The following is a 22,049-nucleotide window of genomic DNA, read 5'->3' as shown; positions in this document are numbered from 1 at the left end:
TGCCGGCCATGACCATGGCGCCATGGTCGCCGACTTCCGCAGACGCTTCTGGGTCACGCTGCTGCTGACCCCGTTTGTCCTCGCGCTGTCGCCCATGATCCAGCACGCGCTCGGCCTGGGCGAGGCGTTGGCATTCACAGGCGATCGTTACCTCCTGTTCGCCCTGTCGACCGTCGCCTATCTCTACGGCGGCTGGCCCTTCCTGGTCGGCGTCGTCTCCGAACTGCGCAAGCGTCAGCCCGGGATGATGACGCTGATCGCGTTGGCCATTTCGGCCGCCTACATCTTCTCGGTGGCAGTGACCTTCGGCTTTCCCGGGCAGGAGTTCTACTGGGAACTGGTGACGCTGATCGCGATCATGCTGCTGGGCCACTGGGTCGAGATGCGCTCGGTCATGGGGGCGTCGCGTGCCCTGGAGGAACTGGTCAAGCTGTTGCCCGACAGTGCCACCCGCATCGATGCCGATGGCAGCCTGCACGACGTGCCGATCAGTGCGTTACAGCCAGGCGACCGCGTGATCGTCCGTCCCGGCGCCAAGGTGCCGGTGGACGGGGAGATCACCGAGGGCTCCTCGGACTTCAACGAAGCCATGCTCACCGGCGAATCCCGCCCGGTCGCCAAAGGAGTCGGTGCCACCGCGATCGGCGGGGCCATCAACGGCGCGAACGCCGTCATCATACGCGTCACCGCAACTGGCGATGCCACGTATCTGTCGCAGGTGATCGACCTGGTCAAGAAGGCGCAGCAGACCCGCTCGCGCACGCAGGACATCGCCAACCGCGCTGCCGCCTGGCTGACCTACATCGCCTTGGCCGTGGGCGTCGGCACGCTGCTGGTCTGGTGGCTGGTGCTCGACGCGCCGCTCAACTTCGCCATCGAGCGCATGGTCACCGTCATGGTCGTCGCCTGCCCGCACGCGCTCGGACTGGCTGTGCCCCTGGTGGTCGCGGTCAGCACGTCGCTGAGCGCGAGCAACGGCCTGCTGATCCGTGACAGGGCGGCGTTTGAGCGAGCGCGCCGACTGGATGCGGTCGTGTTCGACAAGACGGGCACGCTGACCGAGGGACGATTCGGGGTCAGCGACATCGTGATGCTGCAGGAGGGCGATGAGCGCCAGGAGTTGGCCTTCGCCGCGGCGGCCGAGAGCCAGTCGGAACATCCCATCGCCCATGGCATCGTGGCCGAGGCAAAGCGCCGCGACATCGCCATCCCCAAGGCCAGCGACGTGCGCAACATCACCGGCGAAGGCATCGTAGCCAACGTGGGCGACGAGCGCGTGCGCATCGTCAGCCCAGGTCATCTGGCCCGCCAGGGCAACGCCATTACCCACGAGCGGCTGGGACAGCTCGAATCGGCAGGCAAGACCGTCGTCGTACTCGAACGCGATGGTCAGCCGCGCGCACTGTTCGCGCTTGCCGATATCGTTCGGTCCGAATCCCGGGATGCCATCGCCGAATTGACCCGGCTGGGGATTCGCTCGGTGATGCTGACAGGTGATGCCCGAGGCGTGGCCGAATCGGTGTCCAAGGAACTTGGGATCTCGGAGTACTTCGCCGAGGTGCTCCCGGATCAGAAGTCGCAGAAGATCCAGGAGCTTCAGGCCCGCGGGCTATCGGTCGCCATGGTGGGCGATGGCGTAAACGACGCCCCGGCGCTGGTCCAGGCCGACCTGGGCGTGGCCATCGGCGCGGGCACCGACGTCGCCGTGGAGTCGGCCGACGTCGTGCTCGTGCGCAGCGATCCGCGCGATGTCGGCGCCATCCTTGGCCTGTCTCGCGCCACTTACCGCAAGATGGTGCAGAACCTGATCTGGGCGACCGGCTACAACACGATTGCGGTGCCCATGGCGGCGGGCATCACCTTCGGTACGGGCTTCCTGATGACGCCTGCCATCGCCGCCGTCTTCATGTCGGCCAGCACGGTGATCGTCGCCATCAATGCCCAGCTTCTCCGTTTCTACAGGCGACAAACATGACTACGACAGATTCCTCCAGCCGAGTGATCCTTCCCCTTCCCGGCAACGAAGCATTCGCCCGCCAGTTGGCGGTCGCTGGAAGGTGGGAGCTGGGAGAGCTGGAAACCCGGCGATTCCCCGACGGCGAAAGCTACGTGCGCATCGCCGCGGAGGTGGCGGACAAGTCGGTCGTCCTCGTGCAGACCCTGGCCCAGCCCGATCCCGGCTTCCTGTCGCTTGTCTTCGCCGCCGACGCCGCCCGCGACCTCGGTGCCCGCGACGTGATCCTGGTCGCACCTTACCTGGCCTACATGCGGCAGGATCGCCGCTTCCACCCCGGAGAAGCGATCACCTCCCGGAGCTTTGCCCGTCTCGTGTCGTCGAGCTTCGACCGCCTGGTAACGGTCGATCCCCATCTGCACCGTTACCCGGCGCTGTCGGCGCTCTACACCGTGCCCGCCGACACCCTTCATGCCGCTCCGCTGCTGGCCGACTGGATCACCGGCGAGGTGGAAAGGCCGTTGGTGATCGGTCCGGACGAGGAAAGTGAGCAGTGGGTGGCGGCCATCGCCCAGCGCATCGGCGCACCCCATGCAGTCCTGCGCAAGATCCGCCACGGCGACCGCAATGTCGAGGTCGCATTGTCCGACCTGTCCGCCTGGCGCGATCGCCAGCCCGTGCTGGTCGATGACATTGCGTCCTCCGGACGCACGCTGATCGAGGCCGCGCGGCAGCTGCCTCAGCAAGGCTTCGCGCTGCCCGTGGTCGCTGTGGTGCATGCCATCTTCGCCGAGGATGCCTATCCACAACTCGCGCAGCTATGCAGCCGCATCGTCTCCACCGATGCCGTGCGTCATCAGAGCAATGCGATTGCACTGGCCCCGCTGATCGCACAGGCCCTTGCCACCGACACGGAGGCAGCGACCAGCCTCGTGCGCCATCGCCGTCCACCCGAACCTCTCGATGACATCGACCCGACGACGGGTGCCGACTCCTTCACCGCGACTTCCACACTCTGAGGATTCCTCTCTTGAAGCTCACCTCGTTCGGCGGTGCTGGCACCGTCACCGGCTCCAAGCACCTGCTGAGCCACAACGGGAAACACATCCTGGTCGACTGTGGCCTGTTCCAAGGCCTCAAGAATCTGCGCGAGCTGAACTGGGAGCCGTTGCCGATCGCGCCGAAGGAACTCGACGCGGTGGTGTTGACGCATGCGCATCTCGACCACTCCGGTTATCTGCCAAGACTCGTGCGCGATGGCTTTCGCGGACGCATCTACGCCACCGCCGCAACCCGCGACGTGGCCGAATTGATCCTCAAGGACAGCGGCCATCTGCAGGAAAAGGATGCCGAGTACGCCAATCGCAAGGGTTTCAGCAAGCACAAGCCCGCCCTGCCGCTGTATACCGTGCAGGATGCCGAGCGCGCGCTCAAGCAGTTCTCCAATGTGCCGTTCGGCAAGCCGGCCCCGCTTCCCGACGGTGCGACGCTGACGTTCCGCTACGCCGGGCATATCCTGGGTGCCGCTACGGCGGAGATCGACTGGGGCGGCAAGCGCATCGTGTTCTCGGGTGACCTCGGCCGCTACGACGACCCGATGCTGTTCGATCCGCAGCCCGTGACCGAAGCCGATTATGTGGTGATCGAGTCCACCTACGGCAACCGGACCCATGCCCCGAGCGATGCCGCCGAAGCACTCGGGGCCGTCATCGAGACAACGGTCGGCCGCGGCGGCACGGTTGTCATTCCCGCGTTCGCGGTGGGCCGCGCACAATTGCTGCTCTATTACCTCTGGAAGCTGCGCCAGGCCGGGCGCCTGGGTTCGGTGCCCATCTATCTGGACAGTCCGATGGCGATCAACGCCAGCGAGCTGCTCTGCGATCACCTCGCCGACCACCGCCTGCCCGCCGAGATCTGTCATGCCGCCTGCGGGATCGCCACGTATACCCGCGAGGTCGAGGAATCCAAGCAGATCACCGCCAGCCGATTCCCCAAGGTCGTCATCTCGGCCAGCGGCATGGCGACCGGCGGCCGCGTGCTGCACCACCTCGCGGCGTTCGCGCCCAAGCGCGAGAACACGATCCTGTTCTCCGGCTACCAGGCCGCAGGAACGCGCGGCCAGGCGATGCTGCAAGGCACACGCGAAATCAGGATTCACGGTCAATGGGTGCCGGTCAATGCGCAGGTCGCCAACCTGCCGGAATTGTCCGCGCACGCCGATGCCAACGAGCTGATGCGCTGGCTCTCCGGTTTTCGGCACGCGCCTTCGCGGATCTTCGTCGTGCATGGCGAACCGGAGGCCTCCGAGGCACTGCGCGTACGCATCGACAAGGAGAACGGCTGGCCTGTCTCGGTGCCGCGCTTCGGGCAGGTGTTCGAACTATGAACGCGCGTGATGCCCAGGTGGCCGATTCGCCGCCGACGCTACGCGCTCGGCGCCTGGGGCTTTATGCCCAACACCAGTCGATTGCGGTCATGCGCACGGATTGCCACGTGTGCCGCGCCGAGGGACTCGCCTCACGATCGCAGGTGTTGCTTTCGGCCGGTGGGCGACAGGTGCAGGCAGTGCTCTATCAGGCCGATGGCGATCTGGTTGCGCCAGGCGAAGCCGCACTCTCCGAATCCGCCTGGGAACGGCTGGGCGTCGCCGAGGGCGCCCCCATTGAGGTCTCCCATGCCCCCGCCCTGGACTCCTTGGCCAGCGTTCGACGGCGGATCTATGGCCATCGGCTCGATGCGGCCGCGCTGCAAGCCGTCGTCGCGGACGTGACGGCGGGACGCTACACGGACGTGCATCTAGCCGCGTTCCTGACGGCCAGTGCGGCCCTGCCGCTGGACGAACAGGAAACGGTCGATCTGACCGCCGCGATGATCGATGCCGGGGAGCGCCTGACGTGGAACGCTCCGGTGGTGGTGGACAAGCACTGCATCGGCGGACTGCCAGGCAACCGGACCACGCCGATCGTCGTCGCCATCGTGGCAGCCCACGGCCTGGTGATGCCCAAGACCTCATCGCGCGCGATCACGTCGCCGGCGGGCACCGCCGACACCATGGAAACATTGGCGCCTGTGGATCTTGACCTGGCCACCATGCGGCGCGTCGTGGATCAGGAAGGCGGCTGCATCGCCTGGGGCGGTGCTGTGCATCTCAGTCCCGCCGACGACATCTTCGTTCGCGTGGAACGGGAACTGGACGTGGACACCGAGGGGCAATTGATCGCCTCCGTGCTGTCCAAGAAGATCGCGGCGGGCTCCAATCACGTCGTGCTCGATATCCCGGTCGGGCCGACCGCCAAGGTCCGCACGGAGGAAGCCGCAGATCGGCTGGGCGACCGCCTGATCGCGGTCGCCGCGCACTTCGGGTTGGCCGCGACGTGCATCCGCACCGACGGCAGCCAGCCGGTGGGCCGAGGGATCGGCCCCGCCCTCGAAGCGCACGATATTCTCGCCGTCCTTCAGAACAAACCCGATGCGCCCGGCGATCTGCGGCACCGGGCCGCAGTGCTCGCCGGCGCCGCGCTCGAAATCGGCGGCGCGGCAGAGCCAGGAGCAGGCTATGCGCTGGCCTTGGCCACCTTGGCTGACGGTCAGGCCTGGACGAAGTTCCAGCGGATCTGCCAGGCGCAGGGCGGCATGCGCGAGCCGCCCAGGGCCTTGCACATCCGGCCCCTGACTGCGGCGCGTGCTGGGAGGATCGTCCAGATCAACAACCGCAAGATTGCCCAGCTCGCTAAGTTGGCCGGTGCGCCCGAGGCCAAGGCCGCCGGCGTCACCATGGAGGTCATGCTGGGAGCTGACGTCGGCATCGGACAGCCGCTGCTTCAGTTGCACGCCGACACCGCGGGTGAACTGGCCTATGCCATGGAATATGCGTCCCGGAACCCGGACATCATCGAAATCGCGACTTGAGACGTCGCGGCAGTATCTCCATTGGAGGCCAAGATGCGCCCACGTGAAACCCGGACTCGTTCAGCGAAGCGCGCTGCGGGCAGATCCAGAAGCGAAAGGGCTGTTCACGCATCACCCGTGGCAGCCGTGCCGTCGGTGTCGACAGATCATTCCGCCGAACAAGCGCTTGCAGGTTCTGCCGTGTACGACTTCGCTCAGGCAGTGGGCTACTCGCGTGACGTGTTCGAGCGCGCGGTGCTGTTCTGGGACACACTGCGCCAGCGGGCCGACGACATGATCGCCCACGAGCGCGCGGGCAAGCCTCCGCTGCTGGACTTCGACTACGAAACGCTGCTCGATGCCCGGCGCTTCGAGCATCCGGCCAACTACGCGCTCCTTCGCATCACGCGGGCCGGGGACCACTGCATCGAAGACTGCCTGGATGCCTCCAGGCCGCCCGTGGTGGTCGTCGATCCGCGTGCCGGACATGGCCCAGGCATCGGCGGCTTCAAGACCGACTCCGAAGTCGGTATCGCGCTGCATCGCGGCCATGCCGTTTACTTCGTCTCGTTTTATCCTGAACCATGTCCCGGCCAGACGCTCGCGGACGTGTTGCAGGCGCTGCGGCGCTTCGTGGAGGAAGTGGCGAGGCGCCATCCCGGCCAGCCTCCTGTGCTGTACGGCAACTGCCAGGCGGGTTGGGCACTCACGCTGCTCGCGGCGGACTGCCAGGGCCTGAGCGGGCCAGTCGTGCTCAACGGATCGCCGCTGTCCTACTGGGCGGGCGCCGCGGGTATGAACCCGATGCGGCTCGCCGGAGGATTCGTGGGCGGCGTGTGGATGACCCATCTGCTCGCGGATCTAGGCAATGGTCGTTTCGACGGCGCCTGGCTCATCCAGAACTTCGAGAATCTCAAGCCGGAAGGCGTGTGGGAGAAGTACGCCAACCTCTTCGCGCATGTGGATACCGAGCGTGATCGCTTCCTCCAGTTCGAGCGCTGGTGGAATGCCTGGTACTTCATGAGCCGCGAAGAGATCGTCGCCATTGTCGAGAACCTGTTCATCGGCAACCGTCTCGAGGAAGGCAAGCTGCGGATCGACGAGCACTGCGCCGTCGACCTGAAGCGCATCCGCAACCCGCTGGTGGTCTTCGCCTCCTACGGTGACAACATCACGCCGCCTCACCAGGCACTGGGCTGGATTCCCGTGGTCTATCCCGACACGGACGCGCTCAAGCAGGCGGATCAGCGCATCGTCTACCTGACCAACCCGCATGTTGGTCATCTGGGGATCTTCGTCTCCGCGAAGGTCGCCCGCTTCGAGCATCGGGCCATCCTGGAGACCCTGGCGGACGTCGAGGCATTGGCCCCGGGCCTCTACGAGATGAAGATCGACAGCCCCACCGGCGACCCGGATTGCGCGCGGTCGCAGTACACCGTCCGTTTCGAGGAGCGACAGGTCGAGGACCTGCGGTTCGATGTCCCTAATGCAGCGTTCGAGAAAGTGCGAGGGATGTCGGAGACGAACGAATTGTTCTACAAGACGTTCGTGAGTCCCGTCTTGAGCGCCATGAGCAATCCCTGGAGCGCCTCGGCGCTGGAATGGCTGCATCCGATGCGCACCAGCCGCTACCTGCTTTCGGAGGCCTTCAGCCCCTGGATGCACGCCGTCGCGGCCCTGGCGCCCCTGATCAGGAAGGAGCGGACGCCATTGCCCGCGGACAACCCCTTCGCAGCGCAGGAGCAGGCGGCGAGCGCGCAGGTTACCCAGGCCATCGAAGATGGGCGCAAGCATCGCGACGAGGCGATGGAATGGTGGTTCGCGCTTGTGTTCGGCGCCATGCCGGGAAGGCTCGGCGCGGCCTGACGATTCGCGCTCGCGGCTTGGTTGCGTAGTGGATCGGCGGATGAAGGCTTAGGCGCCAGTCGTCACAAGTGACCGGAGCGCGAGATCGCCAGAACCAGGCGTAGCGACAGCAATAGGGCCAGCAAATACGCGACGACCGCGAACAACGGCATGTCGCCCGAGATGCGAGGCCCAATGCTGTGCTGCATCAAGAGCGATCCAGCAAGGTAAAGCCCCAGTGTGATCAACGCGACCGACAGTCTGTTGCCGGTCCGGCTGATGTTGGCCTGCAATGCCTCAAGCCCCCGGTGGTACATGGTCAGGCTCGGCCTCCCATCATCCATCATCGCCGACCTGAGCAGTTCCGATGCGATCGTCGACAAGCTGTCGGCCGTGCGCGCAGCACGCTCGGCCACCGGCCACCGGCCGCCGGCTGCGGGCCGCCTCCTTGCTCAACGAAGCGGCAAGGGTTTCGCGGTGGAACTCGAAACTTCCCAGCAGGTTGAACTCCGGATCGAGCTGGCGAATCGTGTTCTCGACCAGGAACAGTGTTCGGATCAGGACCAGCAGATGCCGGGGCAGCCGGAAACGCTCTCCTCCGCCCAGGCGTGAGATCCGCCACACCATCTCGGCCAGCGACCACTCGGTAACGGGCAGGCTCTCCAGTTCGTTGAGAATCTCGCCGATGGCGCGCGTGTACTCGCGACGGTCCACGGGCACAACGATGAAGCCCAGGAGAAGCGCCGAGTCCAACACCTCGTCCGCGTCCGCATAGGGTACGGCAGCGATCATGCGTGCAAGCGCACGTCGCGCCGCCGGATCCAGATATCCGATCGAGCCGAGGTCATGAAAGCACAGGCGCCCGTCCGCCATCGCGAACAGGTTTCCTGGATGTGGGTCGGCGTGGTACACGCCGCGAACGAACAAGAGGTGCAGATAGGCATTGAACAACTGATCGGCAATGGCGCGCCCTCGGTCGCTTCCGGCGAAGTCGGTGACGACGCCGCCGCTGCTGTATTCCTGAACTAGTACGTTAGGCGAGACATAGGGCTCGACGACGCGGGGCATCATGACGCCTGGCAGCCCCGCGATTGCTGACTGCAAACGCCGCATATTCCGCGCTTCGTGATCCAGATCGATTTCTGCAAGCAACTGCATGCCGAGTTCGTCGATCAGCGCCAGCGGCTGTTGCCGCCTGAGCTGCGGCCACACAGGAAGCAAAATCCTCACCAGCAAGCGCAGCAGCAGAAGATCGGTCTTGACCTGGGAGACGACACCGGGGCGGCGAACCTTGACCACGGCCTCTTGCCCGTCGTGCGTACGGGCTCGATGAACCTGGGCCACGGACGCTGCAGCAAAGGGAATTGCATCGAACCGTGCGAACAGCGTTGCCGCCGGTTGGCCGAACGCATCTTTGATGGCAGCTTCGGCAAGCTGCGACGAGAACGGCGGCACCCGGTTATGCAAGTCCTCCAGCACCACGCGGTACGCGTCGGGCAGCATGTCGCGACGCAAGCTCAAGCCTTGACCGAGCTTCACGAAAGTCGTGCCCAGCCCCTCCAGCGTCTCGCGCAAACGCTCCGCCAGCACCGATGGCGTGGTCTTCCGCAGGCGCCACCATGCCAAACCGAATCCAAGGGCAGCGACCACAATCTGAATGCCACGACGCAACGATGAGATTCGGGGTGGACGCATATGACCTTCGATTTCGTGTTCGATGGCCTGATGCGGGTTGCATTCCAGGCCCTCCTACGATGGCACCACCCCGCCATCTCCCCAACCCCAAACGCATCTACGTCAGAACCACAAGCGCAGGCCGACCACCCAGCGGTTGTCGGTTCGGGAATGACCGCTGAGCCTGCGCAGGTCGGACGTCTCGCCGAAGCTCCATTCGCGCTCGAACCCGATATAGGGCGCGAACTGCCGCGTGATCTCGTAGCGCAATCGCACACCTCCTTCTACCGTGCTCAAGCCTGACCCGATGACTTCCGCCGGATCGGACTGCCCGAACCAGTTGGCTTCGACACCCCAGCTTGCGATCAGCCGGTTGGTGAACAGCATGTCGTACTCGGCCTCGACGATCGCCGCCGTCTTGCCGCCTTCTGCGACGTAACCCGTTGCGGAAACCTCGAACTTATAGGGCGCCAGCCCCTGAACGCCGAACGCGGCCCAGGTGCGCGGCGTTCCGCCTCCGCCGAAGTCACCGAAATCCCGGCGCACGCCCACCACGGCATCCCACCAGGGATGGATCGCGCGTCCGTACATCGCCTCCACCCGCGCGCGCTGCAGGTTCTCGTCCAGGGCGTGCCCCTTGGTCCTCAGCCAGAGGCGGTTGATGTCGCTACCGACCCAGCCGATTCCCTCCCAGGCGATCTCCCTGCCTTCATCCGTGTTCGCCCCTTCCAGCTGATCCATAAGCCAGAAGGAGTTCAGGCTGGTTCCATGCTTGTGGTAGTCCTTCAGCGTCGGAAATGCCGCCAGGCGATCGGCATCCGTGACGGCGGGGATGGGTTCGCGTGGCGAGTCGAACACCCCCATCCGGGAATGATCCATCTGCGAATGGTCGACCTGCGAATGGTCGACCTGCGGACGATCATGCTGCGAATGATCCATCTGCGAGTGGTCGACCTGTGGGCGACCATGCTGTCCATGATCCATCTGCGAGTGGTCCATGCCGGCATTGGGAGACTGCGCTGTCGTCGCGTCCTCTTCCTGCTGGTTCGCAGTCGGACTCGACGGGACAGGCTGGCCATGACCGGCGTGCTGCGCGTGGGCGCCGACAGGAGGGAGCAGCAATGCTGCGGCCAGCGCAGCCCAACGCATCGATGTTCTCACGCTCGTCATTCTTCGACCCTCACTTCCCGGAACATCCCGGATTCCATGTGGAAGAAGAGATGGCAGTGGTAGGCCCAGCGACCGAGCGCGTCGGCGCGCACCCGGTAGCTGCGCTTCGTGCCCGGCGGCATGTCGATGGTGTGCTTGCGCAAGTGGAAGTTGCCCTGTTCGTCCTCAAGATCGCTCCACAGGCCATGCAGATGGATCGGATGCGACATCATGGTGTCGTTCACCAGCACGATGCGCATGCGTTCGCCGTAGTTGAGGCGCAGCGGCTCGGCGTCGGCGAACTTGATCCCATCGAACGACCAGGCAAAGCGCTCCATGTGGCCGGTCAGGTGCAGCTCCACCGTGCGCCCCGGCTCGCGACCGTCGGGGTCCTCGAACAGGCTCTTCAGGTCGGCATACGTCGCCACCTTACGGTCGTTGCCGCGCAGACCGATCCCAGGATCGGACAGTCGCGGCTCCGGCGTCATGGTCCGCATGTCCACCAGGGGATTGCCCGTTTCGCTGGCCGGATGAGTCTGCATCTGCATGCCGCCGCCTTCATGCGCGGAGTGCGCGCCTGGTGCGGCCGGAACGCCGTGCCCGGCATGCGGATCGGCGGCCACGGCCCCCGCCCCGTGGCCCGCGTGGGGGTCCGGCGCCGGCGCGGCGCCATGCCCGGCATGCGGATCGGCCGATGCGGCCGCCAGTCCGGAATGGGCACCGTGGCCGCCATGCCCCATGTCGGCCATGGTCAGCAGCGGCCGCGGGTCCACCGCCGGTACCGGAGCACGCAAGCCCTCGCGGACCGCAAGCGTGCCACTGACGTAGCCGGTGCGCGCGGAGTCTTGGGCGAAGATCGTGAAGGCGTCCTGCCCGGTAGGCTCGACGATCACGTCGAAGGTTTCGGCAGTGGCGATGCGCAGCTCGTCCACCGTCAGCGGGTGGACGTACTGGCCGTCGACCTCGACGACCGTCATCTTCAGGCCCGGGATGCGGACGTCGAAGTAGGTCATCGCCGCACCGTTGATGAAACGCAGGCGCACCTTCTCACCGGCACGGAAAAGTCCCGTCCAGTTGCCCAGCGACGTGGTCCCGTTTATCAGGTAGGTGTAGGTATGCGCGTTGACGTCGGACAGGTCGGTCGGCGTCATGCGCATGCGTCCCCATGCCTCGCGATCGCTTAGCGTCGCGCTCAAGCCGTCCCGGCGCACGTCGCGGAAGAAGTCGCCCACCGTACGCTGGTAGTAATTGTCGTACTCCGACAGCTTCTTCAGCCGGGCGAACAGGCGCGCCGGGTCCATGTCGGTCCAATCGGACAGGAAGACCACGTAGTCTCGATCGTAGGAGAACGGAGGCGGATCGATGGGGTCGATGATCAGCGGCCCGTACATGCCGCCCTGTTCCTGGAACCCCGAATGACTGTGGTACCAGTAGGTTCCGCTCTGGCGGACATCGAACTCGTACAGGTAGCTCTCGCCGCGGTTGATGCCGTCGAAGCTGAAGCCGGGAACCCCATCCATGTTGGCGGGCAGCAGGATGCCGTGCCAGTGGATCGACGTCGCGTCGCCGTGGATCGAGCCGGGGGGAAGGTCATTCCGGGCCCTGAGCTGCACCCGCGTGCCTTCGCGCCAGCGCAGGATCGGTGCAGGCACCGAGCCGTTGACGGTGATGGCGGGCCGCGTCTTGCCCGTGTAGTTGACCAGGGTATCGCCTATGGTCAGGTCGAACTGCGTGCCCGACAGGACTTCGAGCTGGCCAGGGGAGCGGAGCGCCCAGCTCTGCTTCGGCCAAAGTCCCAGGCCCAGCACTGCGCCACCCGCTGCCAATCCTTGAACGAACTGCCTTCGAGACAGCAGCAGCTGCTCGGCGGCGTTCGTGCCTGAAAGTCTGGATCGCATGCATGACCTCCTATGATCGGTATCGGCTGACATCGAGCCCGCCCGGCCCATCGCCACGATCTGGGTGCCGGCCACGCGCGCCGGAGAAAGCGCCAGCGTGGTGAGGAACGCGGGTCAGCGTGCGCATGACAAGCCACGTGACGGTGGCCGGAATGCTTGCCAGATGGGCCGCACAGGATCCAGGCAACGGTCGGGGTTGAACGCAAGGGCGTGGTGCTCGCGTCATGGTGACCAGCCTAGGAGGGGGTCACTTTCGGCGGGATGACCCATCCATTACATTCCCGTCATTTCATGGTCATTCGCCCTGCCAGAGGCCTCGATGCTTGGGCGGTTGCGCCTTACCCCCGCTGGGCCTTGCGCTTGCCGACACCACGGTCGTCGACCGCGCCGCGTCGGCGCTTGGGTTCTTTCGCCGCCGCCGCAGACGCCTGTTCGAGATCGGCCAGGATCGGGCAATCGGGACGGTCGTCCCCCGAGCAGCATGTCGCCAGCTGCTGGAGTGTCGCTGCCATCTCTTGCATGTCGGCGATCCGCCGTTGCAGATCCTCGATGTGGTCCAGGGCGATACGCTTGACGTCGGCGCTGCGCCGGCGGCGGTTGCGCCAGAGCTGCAACAGGCCATCGATCTCGGCGACGGAGAATCCCAGATCCCTCGCGCGCCGGACGAAGCGCAGCACGTGGACGTCCTTTTCGGTGTAATCCCGGTAGCCTGCGTGCGTGCGGCCAGCCGGTGGAATCAACCCGATCTGCTCGTAGTAGCGGATCATCTTGGCCGATACACCCGAGGCCTTCGCCGCGTCACCGATGTTCACCTCATTCTCCTTTCGGTCCCAAGCCCGCCGCCCCGAAACTCGCCGAAGCGGCGGCACCCCTCGAAGCCGGCAGTTGGCCAGCCGACGCGGCCGTCGTCGGCGGTTGGAATCGCCGTAACCTGAGTGCGTTGCCGAGGACGAAGACGCTCGACAACGCCATGGCGCCTGCCGCGAAGACCGGCGAGAGCAAGACGCCGTACGCCGGATACAGCACACCCGCGGCAACCGGGATCAGGGCCGCGTTGTAGGCGAACGCCCAGAACAGGTTCTGCCGGATGTTGCGGATCGTCCTCTTCGACAGCGCGATGGCGTTGGGCACGCCCTTGAGGCTGCCCGACATCAGCACCACGTCGGCCGCCTCGATCGCGATATCGGTGCCCGTGCCGATGGCGATACCCACCTCGGCCTCCGCCAAGGCCGGCGCGTCGTTGATGCCATCGCCCACGAACACCAGATGGCCATGCAAGGCCCTGAGCCTGCGCACCGACTCCACCTTGCCCTCCGGCAGCACCTCGGCGACCACCTCGTCGATGCCCAGATGGCGGGCGATGGCCTCGGCCGTGCGCCGGTTGTCGCCGGTGATCATGGCCACCTTGAGACCCAACACGTGGAGCGCGGCGATGGCCTCGGGGGTTGTGTCCTTGATCGGATCGGCCACGGCGATGACGGCCGCGAGCTTGCCGCCGATCGCTGCGTAGAGCGGCGATTTGCCCTCGTCGCCCACCCGTTGCGCGTTGCCGGCGAAGGCGGTCACATCCAGCCCCAGCCGGTGCATGTAGCGGTCGGCACCGATCTGGACACCCAATCCGTCCACCTTGGCCTCGACGCCGTACCCGGTCTCGGACCTGAAGCCGGCGACCTCCGGCAAGACCAGGCCTTCGGCTTGGGCGGCCTCCACGATGGCGCGGCCGACCGGGTGTTCCGACATCGCCTCGACGGCCGCGATCCGCGCCAGCACCTGCGCCCGGTCGAAGCCCTCGGCGAGTTCCAGATCGGTGAGCACCGGCCGGCCTTCGGTCAGCGTACCGGTCTTGTCCAGCGCGACGACCTTGGCATCCTTGAGCAACTGCAAGGCCTCGCCCTTGCGGAACAACACGCCCATTTCCGCGCCGCGCCCGGTGCCGACCATGATCGAGGTGGGCGTGGCCAGCCCCATCGCGCAGGGACAGGCGATGATCAGCACGGCGACGGCGTTGACCAGCGCGAACGTCAGCGCCGGTGAGGGGCCGAAGGCGAGCCAGAGCAGGAATGTCAGCAGCGCCACGCCGATCACGGCCGGGACGAACCACGACGTCACCTGGTCGACCAGAGCCTGGATGGGTAGCTTGGAGCCCTGTGCTTCCTCGACCATGCGGATGATCCGGGAGAGCACCGTGGACTCGCCCACTGCGGTCGCGCGGAACGCCAGCGCGCCGTTCTGGTTGACCGTGCCCCCGACCACCGCGCTGCCGGCGGTCTTCGCCACCGGCACCGGCTCGCCCGTGATCATGGACTCATCGACGTAGCTGTCGCCCTCGATCACCTCGCCGTCGACCGGTACACGTTCGCCGGGCCGCACTTCGACGGTATCCCCCGGCGCCACCTCGCCGAGAGCGATCTCGGCCGTCTGCCCGTCACGGCGCACGCGCGCGGTCCGCGCCTGCAACCCGACCAGCCGCTGGATCGCCTGGGAGGCGCGCCCTCTGGCCCGCGCTTCCAGGGACCGGCCGATGAGAATCAGGGTGACGATGACGGCCGCCGCCTCGTAGTAGACGTTGACCGCCTGCGCGGGCAACAGCGCGGGCGTGAAGGTCGCGACCAGCGAGTAGGCGTAAGCGGCCAAGGTGCCGACCGCCACCAGCGAGTTCATGTCCGGCGCCAGGCGCAACAGCGCGGGGAAACCCTGCTGATAGAAGCGCCGGCCTGGCCCGAGGATCACCAGCGTCGTCAGCGCGAACTGGATGATCCAGTTCCACTGCATGCCGATGGTGCGCACGATCAGGTGATGCAGGCCGGGAACGAGGTGCGAGCCCATCTCCAGCGCGACGACCGGCAAGGTCAGCGCAATGGACACGACCACCGCGCGTTTCAGTGCCGCCTGCTCGGCCTCCTTGCGGGCTGCGTCATCGGCCTCGCGCAAGGCCGCCCGGTCGATCGGCCGTGCCGCATACCCTGCGTCGTCGATGGCCTGGATCAGCAGTGGGGAGTCCGCGCCGCCTTCCACGACTGCGCGCTCCGTCGCCAGATTGACGCGCGCCGCCATCACGCCAGGGACGGCGCGCAAGGCGCGCTCCACACGTCCGACACAGGACGCGCAGGTCATGCCCTCGATGGCGAGTTCGGTCTTCCGCACAGCGTTCGTTCGCAGGGAGGCGCTTGGGGCAACGGAATCCATGGTGTTCATCTCGCCGGTGCAATGGTCAGTAAACAAGTCTGCGGGTTCCTACGGTGGGAAGGTCAACCCCTGCATGGCCCGCGAAAACCCTTGACCTTCCAACGATGGCAAGGCCCATCCTAACCGTACACAAATCAGCAGGAGGTGCCCCATGCACGCATTTCACATCCAGAACATGACGTGCGGCGGCTGCGTCCGAGGTGTGACGCGCGCCATCCAGTCCGTCGACCCGGATGCCCGGGTTCAGGCTGACGTTCATACCCGACGGGTGCAGGTCGTGTCCGAGCAGCCTAGCGAGATCGTGAAAGCCGCCCTGACCAAGGCGGGCTACCAGGCGATTGGCGTCGATCCCTGACGCGCCGCCCGGCGGAGCGTTCAAGTCCCATTGATCGGCTGCAAGCAGCGAAGGGGCTCTCGCCAGCGCGGTCGTCGCACGACGCTGTGCCTTGAGCGTGTGGGCCGGTTCGCTCAGCCGGGATCATCCGGGTGGTCGGGCGCCGCCGGTCGACGGCGCCGCCACGACCATCCTCGTTCGATCTCGATTTGCAGTGCAACGCTCAGGAAGGTGCGGATCAGCACGATCAGCGCAAGGATCGCCACGCCCTGGAGCGAGGGATCGATGGTGACGGTGCGGATGATGTCCGCGGCCACGAGGAACTCCAGGCCCAAGACGATCGTGCCGCCGAGCTCCTGCCGCAGGGCGTGATAGCGCGCCGTCATCCCGACCTTCGTGTGAAGGAAGGCGAACCGCCCACACGCCAACAGGCTTCCCAGCGTGATGACGCCGACACCGAACAACTCGAATCCAGCCACCGCGATTCCGATGGCGGCATGTGGCAAGTCGACGCTCATCGGCCTGTCCGGTCAATGGTGGTCGTAGATGCCCACCCCGCGAATGTCGTTCCAAGACGTGGTCTGGTGGCAGAGGTAGCATTGCTCGGGCTGCGCATTCCGGACACCCGCAATCGGCTTGGACATCATCGAGAAGTGCTCCTTGTAGTGGCTGAGCGGCGCGAGATGGCACTGGCCGCACTCGGTGGAACTGGGCAAGGGATGCCTGAACCCGGCGATCGACCACGTGCCGGTGCCGTGGCATGTCGCGCAATCGTTTCCGAACACCTGGACGTGAGGGTCCGTGGTCTTGTGGCAGCTCGCGCAGTCCAGCAGCGTCTCCTTGTAGGTCATGCCGCTGGCGAGCGAGACGTTGCCGGGCAGCGCCTCTGGCCTGTGCGCCTTCACGTGCGCGAGCAGCAGCGCGCCCTCGTGGCGCTCCGGAGCACGATCGAGCCATCGCACGATGATGTCGGTCAGCGCCGCATGGTCCATGCCGCGCAGGCTGCGACCGGCGTCATGTTCCTTGTGGCAGGCCACGCAGTTGTTCGTCTCGGCGATGTCGGCATGGAACGCCGTCGGCTGCCGCTGCAGGAGGGCGGTTTCGTTGGCATGGCAGGCAACGCAGGTCGCATCCTGCACCCCCTTGACCGGCGTGTGGCACGCCGCGCAATCCTCCTGCAGGAACGCATGCGCGCTGGACAGTGGGCCAGGCGAGGCCATGCTCTGCCACGTCGCGACGTGCAGCGTCTGCGGCACCGCCTTCCACAGCGCGAGTGCTGCCACCGACGCCAGCACCGCGAGCAGCGCGACGATGATCGTTCCCTTTCGACTCATCTGAACCAGCGCAGCCCGAAGTAGATGCCGGCCCAAATGTGCAGCGCCAGCAGGAGATAGAAGACGATCGAGAACGCGATGTGCGCCGACAGCCAGCCGGTGAACAGCTTGCGCACCCGCTCCTGGAACTGGATTGAGTACTGCAGGTCGCCGGCGCCGGACGCCAGCGGCAGCAGTTCGGCGCCGGCCTTGGCCGTGCCGGCGCCGCCTGCCGGCGCCTGCGCGTAGGCCCAGTACGCCCCATCCAGGAGGCGCCACAGGCCGTCGAGCTGTGTCTTCTTCTCGCGGATGTTCTCGGCGACGTAGCGCAGGTAATGCTGGCCGATGAACCCGGTGAGCACGCTCAGCAGCATCGACGCCGTCAGCGCGATCCCGAGCACGCTCTGGAACTTGTGCCCGCTATGGATGATGGCCAGCAGCGCGCCGATCAGGCCGAAATACACGTGCGCCTGCAGCAATGCGGCGAAGCTGTGCTCGCGGGTGAATGCGCGGCGTAGCGTGGCGCTGCGCTTGACCACGGTGTAGACGAGCGGCACCAGCAAGAACGCGGCGCCCACGACGCCGAACACGCCACCCCACAGGCTACCGGCGAAGAACGGAGCGCGGTGTACCAGGAAGCCCAGCCACAGCACCGCCAGCATCGACACGATGATCGTCGCGGCGATGCGATCGTGCCTGCCCATCTAGGCATCCACCGAGATGTCGGCCGACGCTTTCGCCTGGCAGGCCAGGATCATCCCCGACGAGCGGTCGAGCGGGGTCAGGCTGTCGTCCACCGCCATGGTGACCTCGCCCGAGAGCAGTTTCACCTTGCAGATGCCGCAGTAGCCCTGCCGGCACGCGTACTCGATCGGGACGCCGACTTCTTCGGCGGCCTCGAGGACGGTCTGGCCGGCGATCAGCGGCGCCCTTTTCCCGGATCGCTCGAAGCGGCATGTCACGGCCGCAGCGGTGTCGCCGGCTTGGCCCGGTTCGGGCGTCGCCGGCTTGGGCGGGCTCAGGAACAGCTCGGAGTGTATCGACGCCGGATCGATGCCCAGCTTGCCCAGCTCGTTGCGCACCGCATCCATCATCACCGGCGGACCGCACAGGTGGATGCGGCGCGAGCGGATCTCGGGGATCTGCCCCAGCAGTTCGGCGGTGATGAACCCGCGTGCGCCGGTCCACTCCTCTGATGACTCCTCACTCAACACGATGGACACATGCAGGTTCGGATGCCGACGGGCAAGCTGGTTCAGCTCGTCGTGGAAGATCACGTTCTCCAGGTCCTTGCAGGCGTAGACCAGGTCGATCCGGCCGTTCCAGCTCTGGTCGGTCAGGTAGCGGATCGAGCTCATCAACGGCGTGATGCCGACACCGCCCCCCAAGAGCACGACGCTGTCGGACTCGACGCCGCGGAAGGTGAAGCGGCCGTACGGGCCGGACGCATCGAGCAGATCGCCTTCCTGGACGTGTTCGTGGAGGTATCCGGACACGATGCCGCCGCTTTCGTGCTTGACGGTCAGGTCGCACCAGCCATGGCAGCATGGCGATGAGGCGATCGAATAAGAGCGCTTGACCTGTTTCCCTTCCGAGGGCACGGAGAGCGTGAGGAACTGGCCGGGCTCGAACTCGAAAGGCAGGGCACCTGTCCCCTCGACGGGTGCCAGGCGGAACGTCTTGACCCGGGATGTCTCCGGGAAGATGCGCGCGACCCGCAGCTTGCCGACCCAACTGCCCGTGGTGGACGCAGGCGTGCGCGCCTGCGGGGCGCCTTCGGGCGAAGCAACGGCAGGTGCCTGTACCGCGGGGCCTGGCGATGCGCCGGCACGCGGTGCCGGGGAGGACGCCGGAGACGCCGGTGCTCCCGTGCGCAACGTGGCCAGCACCGCGTTCGTACGCCGGTTGCGGGCGACGTACATCCACGCACCCAGCAAGGCAAAAGCCGACAGCAGCGCCATCGTGAAGTAGTGAAAGCCCGACAGGCCGAAGACCCCGTGCGCCGGGACCGTGGTCAGGGGATCGGTCAGATTCATTTCGCGACGGAACCAGTCCAACGCGATGCCGCGCGGCGCCTGTCCTTCGGCCAGCGCGCGGTAGGCCGACAGGCCGCTGTCAAACTCGCCCCAGGCCACGCGCATCCGATCAGACGCCTCCTGCAAGCCGGCGTAGTCGTTGCGTTGAACCGCATGCGACGCCTCCGACGACAGGGTCGCCAACTGCTGGATGCCTTCGTGCATCCGATGGTGGGCGAGCTGCTCGACGCTGGCACGCCGCTCCGGCGGAAGGTCCGGCAGAGCCATCAGTTGGGGATACAGCAGCTTGTTGAGGCGCCGATCGCGACCGCACTCGTCTCCGCGGCAGCCGCGCATCATGTCGTCCATCATGCCGCCCATGGAGCCGCCCATCGACGCACCTGCCGCAGCCGGCATGCCGCCAGCCGCGTCAGGGTGATGCGCGGCATGGTCGTCATCGCCCATGCCTGCGTCAGCCGGGGGTGGGGTGCCCATCGGCATGCCCTGCATCGGGCTGCTGCCTTGCATCGATGCGCCCCCGACAGCCGGTTGCGGCGCCGCCATGTTTGCGGCTTGGTCAGCGTGATCGTCGTCGCCCATCGGCGCGTCAGCCGACGGCGCGGGTTCCATCGGCATGCCACCCATCGAACTGCTGTCTTGCGCGGCTGTCGTTCCAGCGGCCGCCGTGCTGTTGGTCTTGTTCGGTGGATGAACAGCGTGCGGATCGGCGGTTGTCTGAGCGCCGGCCGCAGCATACGCCAGCGACATCGCCAGCACGGCCAGGGCAACGATTCGCCTCCACCCCATGAAGCTCTCCGTCGACACAGCGGCCGCCTCCTACATATGGCCCATCTTCTTCTTGGCCATGCCGCCGCCCATGCTCGAATCCATCTTCTGCATGGTCGAATCGACTTGCTGCATCTGCCGCTCGCAGTTCTCCATATCCTTCTTCATCTGTTCCATGTGCTGCATCGCGGCGGACATGTCCATGTCATTGTGCGTGGACGTGTCTCCTGCCTTCATCGACATGGCCTGCTGATGCATCTGCGTGCTGCCTTCCTGCATCTGGCGGCCCATCGCTTCCATGGCCTTTCCCCGTTCACGCATCATCGTTGCCATTTCCTCCATATGCGAAGCCATGACGTCGGGCGTGGCAGGCGAATTCGGGGAAGCAGGCGACTGCGGACCCGGAGCATGTGCCGCCGGGGGATGGGGCGCCGCTGGGGCGCTCATGCTGGCGGGCGACTGCCCCATGGCGCCTGACTGACCATGCTTGTGCTTGTCGTCATCGGCCAGCGCTGAGCCGGCGAGCATCCCACCAAGCAAACAAACGATCACCAGTGACGGCCGACGATAATGCCTCATGACAACCTCCGATAAGTTGGCGGCGATTCCCATCGGGAACCGGCGGATGCGGCGCACCCACAAAAGAAACCGGTCCGCGTCTGTGGCCGGCTTGTTCGCTTCCACCCTACGTACGGCAAGCTGTCGACGGGATGACCCCGCCATTACGATGCTGCAATCGTCTCGTCATTCAACCAAGACCTTTGGATCAATGATGCGCGTATTGAATTCGCTCCTCTCGTGGACGCACTCAGCCGCCTCCGAAGTGACCAGCGCATTGCAGAAATGTAATGAATGGGTCATTCAGATGAAAGAAGAGCTTTCCTAGGCTGGCACCGGGCATACCTCCCCAGCCCATCAGGAGATTTCAATGAAGTCTGTCAAAGCGTCTTGGGTCATGATGTTGTGTGCGATGTTCGCCGTAGCCATTCCGGTCTATGCGCAGCAGCCCACCGAAGAACCGGTCATAACGCTCCTGAACGATATCGCGGACAAGCCGGAGAACCATCTGGCCATCGCCGCGTATTACCGCACGCTGGCCCGCGAAGCCCTGGCAGAAGCCGAAACGCACAAGACGATGCGCAACACGTATCGCCATAATCATCAAGCCTTCAAGAGTGGGACGGCCACGGACCAAACTCTGGCCAGACACTGCGATAAGCTGGTCAAGTTGAAGGAAGAAGCCGCTACGGAATACGAGGAGCTTGCAAAGCTCCACGAAGCCGAGGCGGCAGCGAGGTAAATGGCAGACTGCAAGCTTCCTTTACCCCGCTCTCCTCTGAGTTGATTGGAGCGGGGAATTTTCAAAGTGCAAGGTGACTATTCAGGACGAATGGTGTTAGATCCGGAGCCAGGCAGGCCGCGGAGGCCATTCGGATACCGCTATTTGTGCAGCTTGCCTTATGTTGGAACCTTGCTGCGGCTTGATCTTGATCAATGCCAGTCGGCCCCAAGAGGGCTAGTCTGGCCATCATGAGAGCTCGCACGTCCCCTACCCTGATCCGCCCAGTGTCCGCAGGCGCGGCTTCGGGCGTGCGGGAGTTGTCATGGTGAAGCTGCTCAGGCGATGGCGGCGTTCCCGTCCTCGTGCCCGACTGGCATGGCTGGGACTGTGGGCGCTGCTGTTGCAGCAGCTGGCGCTGGTGGCCTACGCCTGTCCGCTGGAATCGGTGGAAGCTGGACAAGCGACCCTGATGGTCGGTTGCGAAGAGATGTCCGCGCCGGATCCCGATGCTCCGGCGTTGTGCGACCAGCATTGCCAGCGCGATCACATCGCCACGGCCGATGCGAAGGCCCCTCAAGTGCCTTACCAGCCGGCGCTGGTCGCCTTCGCGCTGGTGCAGGCTCTGTTGCCACCGGTACACGCGCAGTTCTATCGGGATGTTCCGGTGTGCGTGTCCGATCCGCCTCCCCTGCAGCGCTTCTGTAGCCTGCTGATTTAAGCCCCCT

General features: G+C 65.7%; 19 protein-coding genes. 8 read left to right on the top strand and 11 right to left on the bottom strand.

Annotation, left to right across the window (positions count from 1 at the left end; all coding sequences use genetic code 11):
- Positions 1 to 22: 22 nt before the first annotated feature.
- From ACSQ1W_RS07660 to ACSQ1W_RS07640, 5 genes are all read left to right on the top strand, one after another.
- Positions 23 to 1,975 (top strand): heavy metal translocating P-type ATPase, encoded by a 1,953-nt coding sequence (locus ACSQ1W_RS07660; RefSeq protein ID WP_164490769.1) that lies wholly within the window; start codon positions 23 to 25, stop codon positions 1,973 to 1,975.
- Positions 1,972 to 2,973 (top strand): ribose-phosphate pyrophosphokinase, encoded by a 1,002-nt coding sequence (locus ACSQ1W_RS07655; RefSeq protein WP_054665556.1) that lies wholly within the window; start codon positions 1,972 to 1,974, stop codon positions 2,971 to 2,973. Before ACSQ1W_RS07660 ends, ACSQ1W_RS07655 begins: the two co-directional genes overlap by 4 nt.
- Before the next feature lie 11 nt (positions 2,974 to 2,984).
- Positions 2,985 to 4,340 carry an MBL fold metallo-hydrolase RNA specificity domain-containing protein gene (locus ACSQ1W_RS07650; RefSeq protein WP_081420139.1) on the top strand — a complete coding sequence of 452 codons (1,356 nt, stop codon included), beginning with the start codon at positions 2,985 to 2,987 and terminating at the stop codon, positions 4,338 to 4,340.
- Entirely contained in the window at positions 4,337 to 5,863 is a 1,527-nt protein-coding gene (locus tag ACSQ1W_RS07645; RefSeq protein ID WP_054665550.1) for a thymidine phosphorylase family protein, read from the top strand. The genes ACSQ1W_RS07650 and ACSQ1W_RS07645 overlap by 4 nt, the downstream gene beginning before the upstream one ends.
- Positions 5,864 to 5,980: 117 nt before the next feature.
- Complete coding sequence (locus ACSQ1W_RS07640) at positions 5,981 to 7,708, top strand: DUF3141 domain-containing protein (RefSeq protein WP_246194441.1); 1,728 nt, start codon at positions 5,981 to 5,983, stop codon at positions 7,706 to 7,708.
- Positions 7,709 to 7,770: 62 nt separating this feature from the next.
- Here the strand turns inward: ACSQ1W_RS07640 and ACSQ1W_RS07635 are convergent, their stop codons facing one another.
- The 6 genes from ACSQ1W_RS07635 to ACSQ1W_RS07610 form a co-directional block, all read right to left on the bottom strand.
- Positions 7,771 to 8,070 carry a hypothetical protein gene (locus ACSQ1W_RS07635; protein WP_436042626.1) on the bottom strand — a complete coding sequence of 100 codons (300 nt, stop codon included), beginning with the start codon at positions 8,068 to 8,070 and terminating at the stop codon, positions 7,771 to 7,773.
- Complete coding sequence (locus ACSQ1W_RS07630; protein ID WP_436042624.1) at positions 8,024 to 9,358, bottom strand: ABC1 kinase family protein; 1,335 nt, start codon at positions 9,356 to 9,358, stop codon at positions 8,024 to 8,026. Before ACSQ1W_RS07630 ends, ACSQ1W_RS07635 begins: the two co-directional genes overlap by 47 nt.
- A 126-nt stretch (positions 9,359 to 9,484) precedes the next feature.
- A complete protein-coding gene (locus ACSQ1W_RS07625; RefSeq protein ID WP_287998579.1) occupies positions 9,485 to 10,360 on the bottom strand; it encodes a copper resistance protein B in 876 nt (291 codons plus the stop codon).
- A gap of 167 nt (positions 10,361 to 10,527) precedes the next feature.
- Entirely contained in the window at positions 10,528 to 12,408 is a 1,881-nt protein-coding gene (locus ACSQ1W_RS07620) for a copper resistance system multicopper oxidase (protein ID WP_436042622.1), read from the bottom strand.
- 338 nt (positions 12,409 to 12,746) lie between these two features.
- Positions 12,747 to 13,220 carry a Cu(I)-responsive transcriptional regulator gene (cueR, locus tag ACSQ1W_RS07615; protein ID WP_287998575.1) on the bottom strand — a complete coding sequence of 158 codons (474 nt, stop codon included), beginning with the start codon at positions 13,218 to 13,220 and terminating at the stop codon, positions 12,747 to 12,749.
- Between the two features lies 1 nt (position 13,221).
- Positions 13,222 to 15,594, bottom strand: coding sequence for a heavy metal translocating P-type ATPase (locus tag ACSQ1W_RS07610; RefSeq protein WP_287998941.1), 2,373 nt, complete (start codon positions 15,592 to 15,594; stop codon positions 13,222 to 13,224).
- 151 nt (positions 15,595 to 15,745) lie between these two features.
- Here ACSQ1W_RS07610 and ACSQ1W_RS07605 point away from each other — a divergent pair, with 151 nt between their 5' ends.
- Complete coding sequence (locus tag ACSQ1W_RS07605; RefSeq protein ID WP_162407209.1) at positions 15,746 to 15,949, top strand: heavy-metal-associated domain-containing protein; 204 nt, start codon at positions 15,746 to 15,748, stop codon at positions 15,947 to 15,949.
- Positions 15,950 to 16,062: 113 nt separating this feature from the next.
- On the opposite strand, the gene ACSQ1W_RS07600 is transcribed toward ACSQ1W_RS07605, so the two are convergent.
- The 5 genes from ACSQ1W_RS07600 to ACSQ1W_RS07580 all read right to left on the bottom strand — a co-directional run bounded on the left by ACSQ1W_RS07600 (position 16,063) and on the right by ACSQ1W_RS07580 (position 20,726).
- Entirely contained in the window at positions 16,063 to 16,446 is a 384-nt protein-coding gene (locus tag ACSQ1W_RS07600) for a DUF1622 domain-containing protein (protein WP_054665533.1), read from the bottom strand.
- Between the two features lie 12 nt (positions 16,447 to 16,458).
- The gene (locus ACSQ1W_RS07595; protein ID WP_054665529.1) at positions 16,459 to 17,262 is read right to left on the bottom strand and encodes a multiheme c-type cytochrome; all 804 of its coding nucleotides are present in this window, start codon (positions 17,260 to 17,262) and stop codon (positions 16,459 to 16,461) included.
- The gene (locus ACSQ1W_RS07590; RefSeq protein ID WP_054665526.1) at positions 17,259 to 17,945 is read right to left on the bottom strand and encodes a hypothetical protein; all 687 of its coding nucleotides are present in this window, start codon (positions 17,943 to 17,945) and stop codon (positions 17,259 to 17,261) included. The genes ACSQ1W_RS07595 and ACSQ1W_RS07590 overlap by 4 nt, the downstream gene beginning before the upstream one ends.
- Entirely contained in the window at positions 17,946 to 20,024 is a 2,079-nt protein-coding gene (locus tag ACSQ1W_RS07585) for a 2Fe-2S iron-sulfur cluster-binding protein (RefSeq protein WP_436046145.1), read from the bottom strand.
- A 69-nt stretch (positions 20,025 to 20,093) separates the two neighbouring features.
- Entirely contained in the window at positions 20,094 to 20,726 is a 633-nt protein-coding gene (locus tag ACSQ1W_RS07580; RefSeq protein ID WP_170298374.1) for a hypothetical protein, read from the bottom strand.
- Between the two features lie 244 nt (positions 20,727 to 20,970).
- Here ACSQ1W_RS07580 and ACSQ1W_RS07575 point away from each other — a divergent pair, with 244 nt between their 5' ends.
- A complete protein-coding gene (locus ACSQ1W_RS07575; RefSeq protein ID WP_056878756.1) occupies positions 20,971 to 21,342 on the top strand; it encodes a hypothetical protein in 372 nt (123 codons plus the stop codon).
- A gap of 304 nt (positions 21,343 to 21,646) precedes the next feature.
- Positions 21,647 to 22,042, top strand: a complete 396-nt coding sequence (locus tag ACSQ1W_RS07570; protein ID WP_056878755.1) for a hypothetical protein — start codon at positions 21,647 to 21,649, stop codon at positions 22,040 to 22,042.
- The last annotated feature ends 7 nt before the right edge of the window (positions 22,043 to 22,049 follow it).

Origin of the sequence: Pseudoxanthomonas sp. LjRoot143, from assembly GCF_964252945.1 — a bacterium.
Lineage (GTDB): Bacteria > Pseudomonadota > Gammaproteobacteria > Xanthomonadales > Xanthomonadaceae > Pseudoxanthomonas_A.
The sequence above is the reverse complement of the archived record's forward strand: the minus strand, read 5'-3'. Positions and strand labels throughout refer to the sequence as shown.

Bases quoted from the DNA above. Each gene is read 5' to 3' on its own strand.
- ACSQ1W_RS07660 (WP_164490769.1), top strand. From the start codon at position 23: ATGGTCGCCGACTTCCGCAGACGCTTCTGGGTCACGCTGCTGCTGACC.
- ACSQ1W_RS07655 (WP_054665556.1), top strand. From the start codon at position 1,972: ATGACTACGACAGATTCCTCCAGCCGAGTGATCCTTCCCCTTCCCGGC.
- ACSQ1W_RS07645 (WP_054665550.1), top strand. From the start codon at position 4,337: ATGAACGCGCGTGATGCCCAGGTGGCCGATTCGCCGCCGACGCTACGC.
- ACSQ1W_RS07625 (WP_287998579.1), bottom strand. From the start codon at position 10,360: ATGGACCACTCGCAGATGGATCATGGACAGCATGGTCGCCCACAGGTC.
- ACSQ1W_RS07620 (WP_436042622.1), bottom strand. From the start codon at position 12,408: ATGCGATCCAGACTTTCAGGCACGAACGCCGCCGAGCAGCTGCTGCTG.
- ACSQ1W_RS07610 (WP_287998941.1), bottom strand. From the start codon at position 15,594: ATGGATTCCGTTGCCCCAAGCGCCTCCCTGCGAACGAACGCTGTGCGG.
- ACSQ1W_RS07605 (WP_162407209.1), top strand. From the start codon at position 15,746: ATGCACGCATTTCACATCCAGAACATGACGTGCGGCGGCTGCGTCCGA.
- ACSQ1W_RS07600 (WP_054665533.1), bottom strand. From the start codon at position 16,446: ATGAGCGTCGACTTGCCACATGCCGCCATCGGAATCGCGGTGGCTGGA.
- ACSQ1W_RS07595 (WP_054665529.1), bottom strand. From the start codon at position 17,262: ATGAGTCGAAAGGGAACGATCATCGTCGCGCTGCTCGCGGTGCTGGCG.
- ACSQ1W_RS07590 (WP_054665526.1), bottom strand. From the start codon at position 17,945: ATGGGCAGGCACGATCGCATCGCCGCGACGATCATCGTGTCGATGCTG.
- ACSQ1W_RS07585 (WP_436046145.1), bottom strand. From the start codon at position 20,024: ATGTCGCTGGCGTATGCTGCGGCCGGCGCTCAGACAACCGCCGATCCG.
- ACSQ1W_RS07575 (WP_056878756.1), top strand. From the start codon at position 20,971: ATGAAGTCTGTCAAAGCGTCTTGGGTCATGATGTTGTGTGCGATGTTC.
- ACSQ1W_RS07570 (WP_056878755.1), top strand. From the start codon at position 21,647: ATGGTGAAGCTGCTCAGGCGATGGCGGCGTTCCCGTCCTCGTGCCCGA.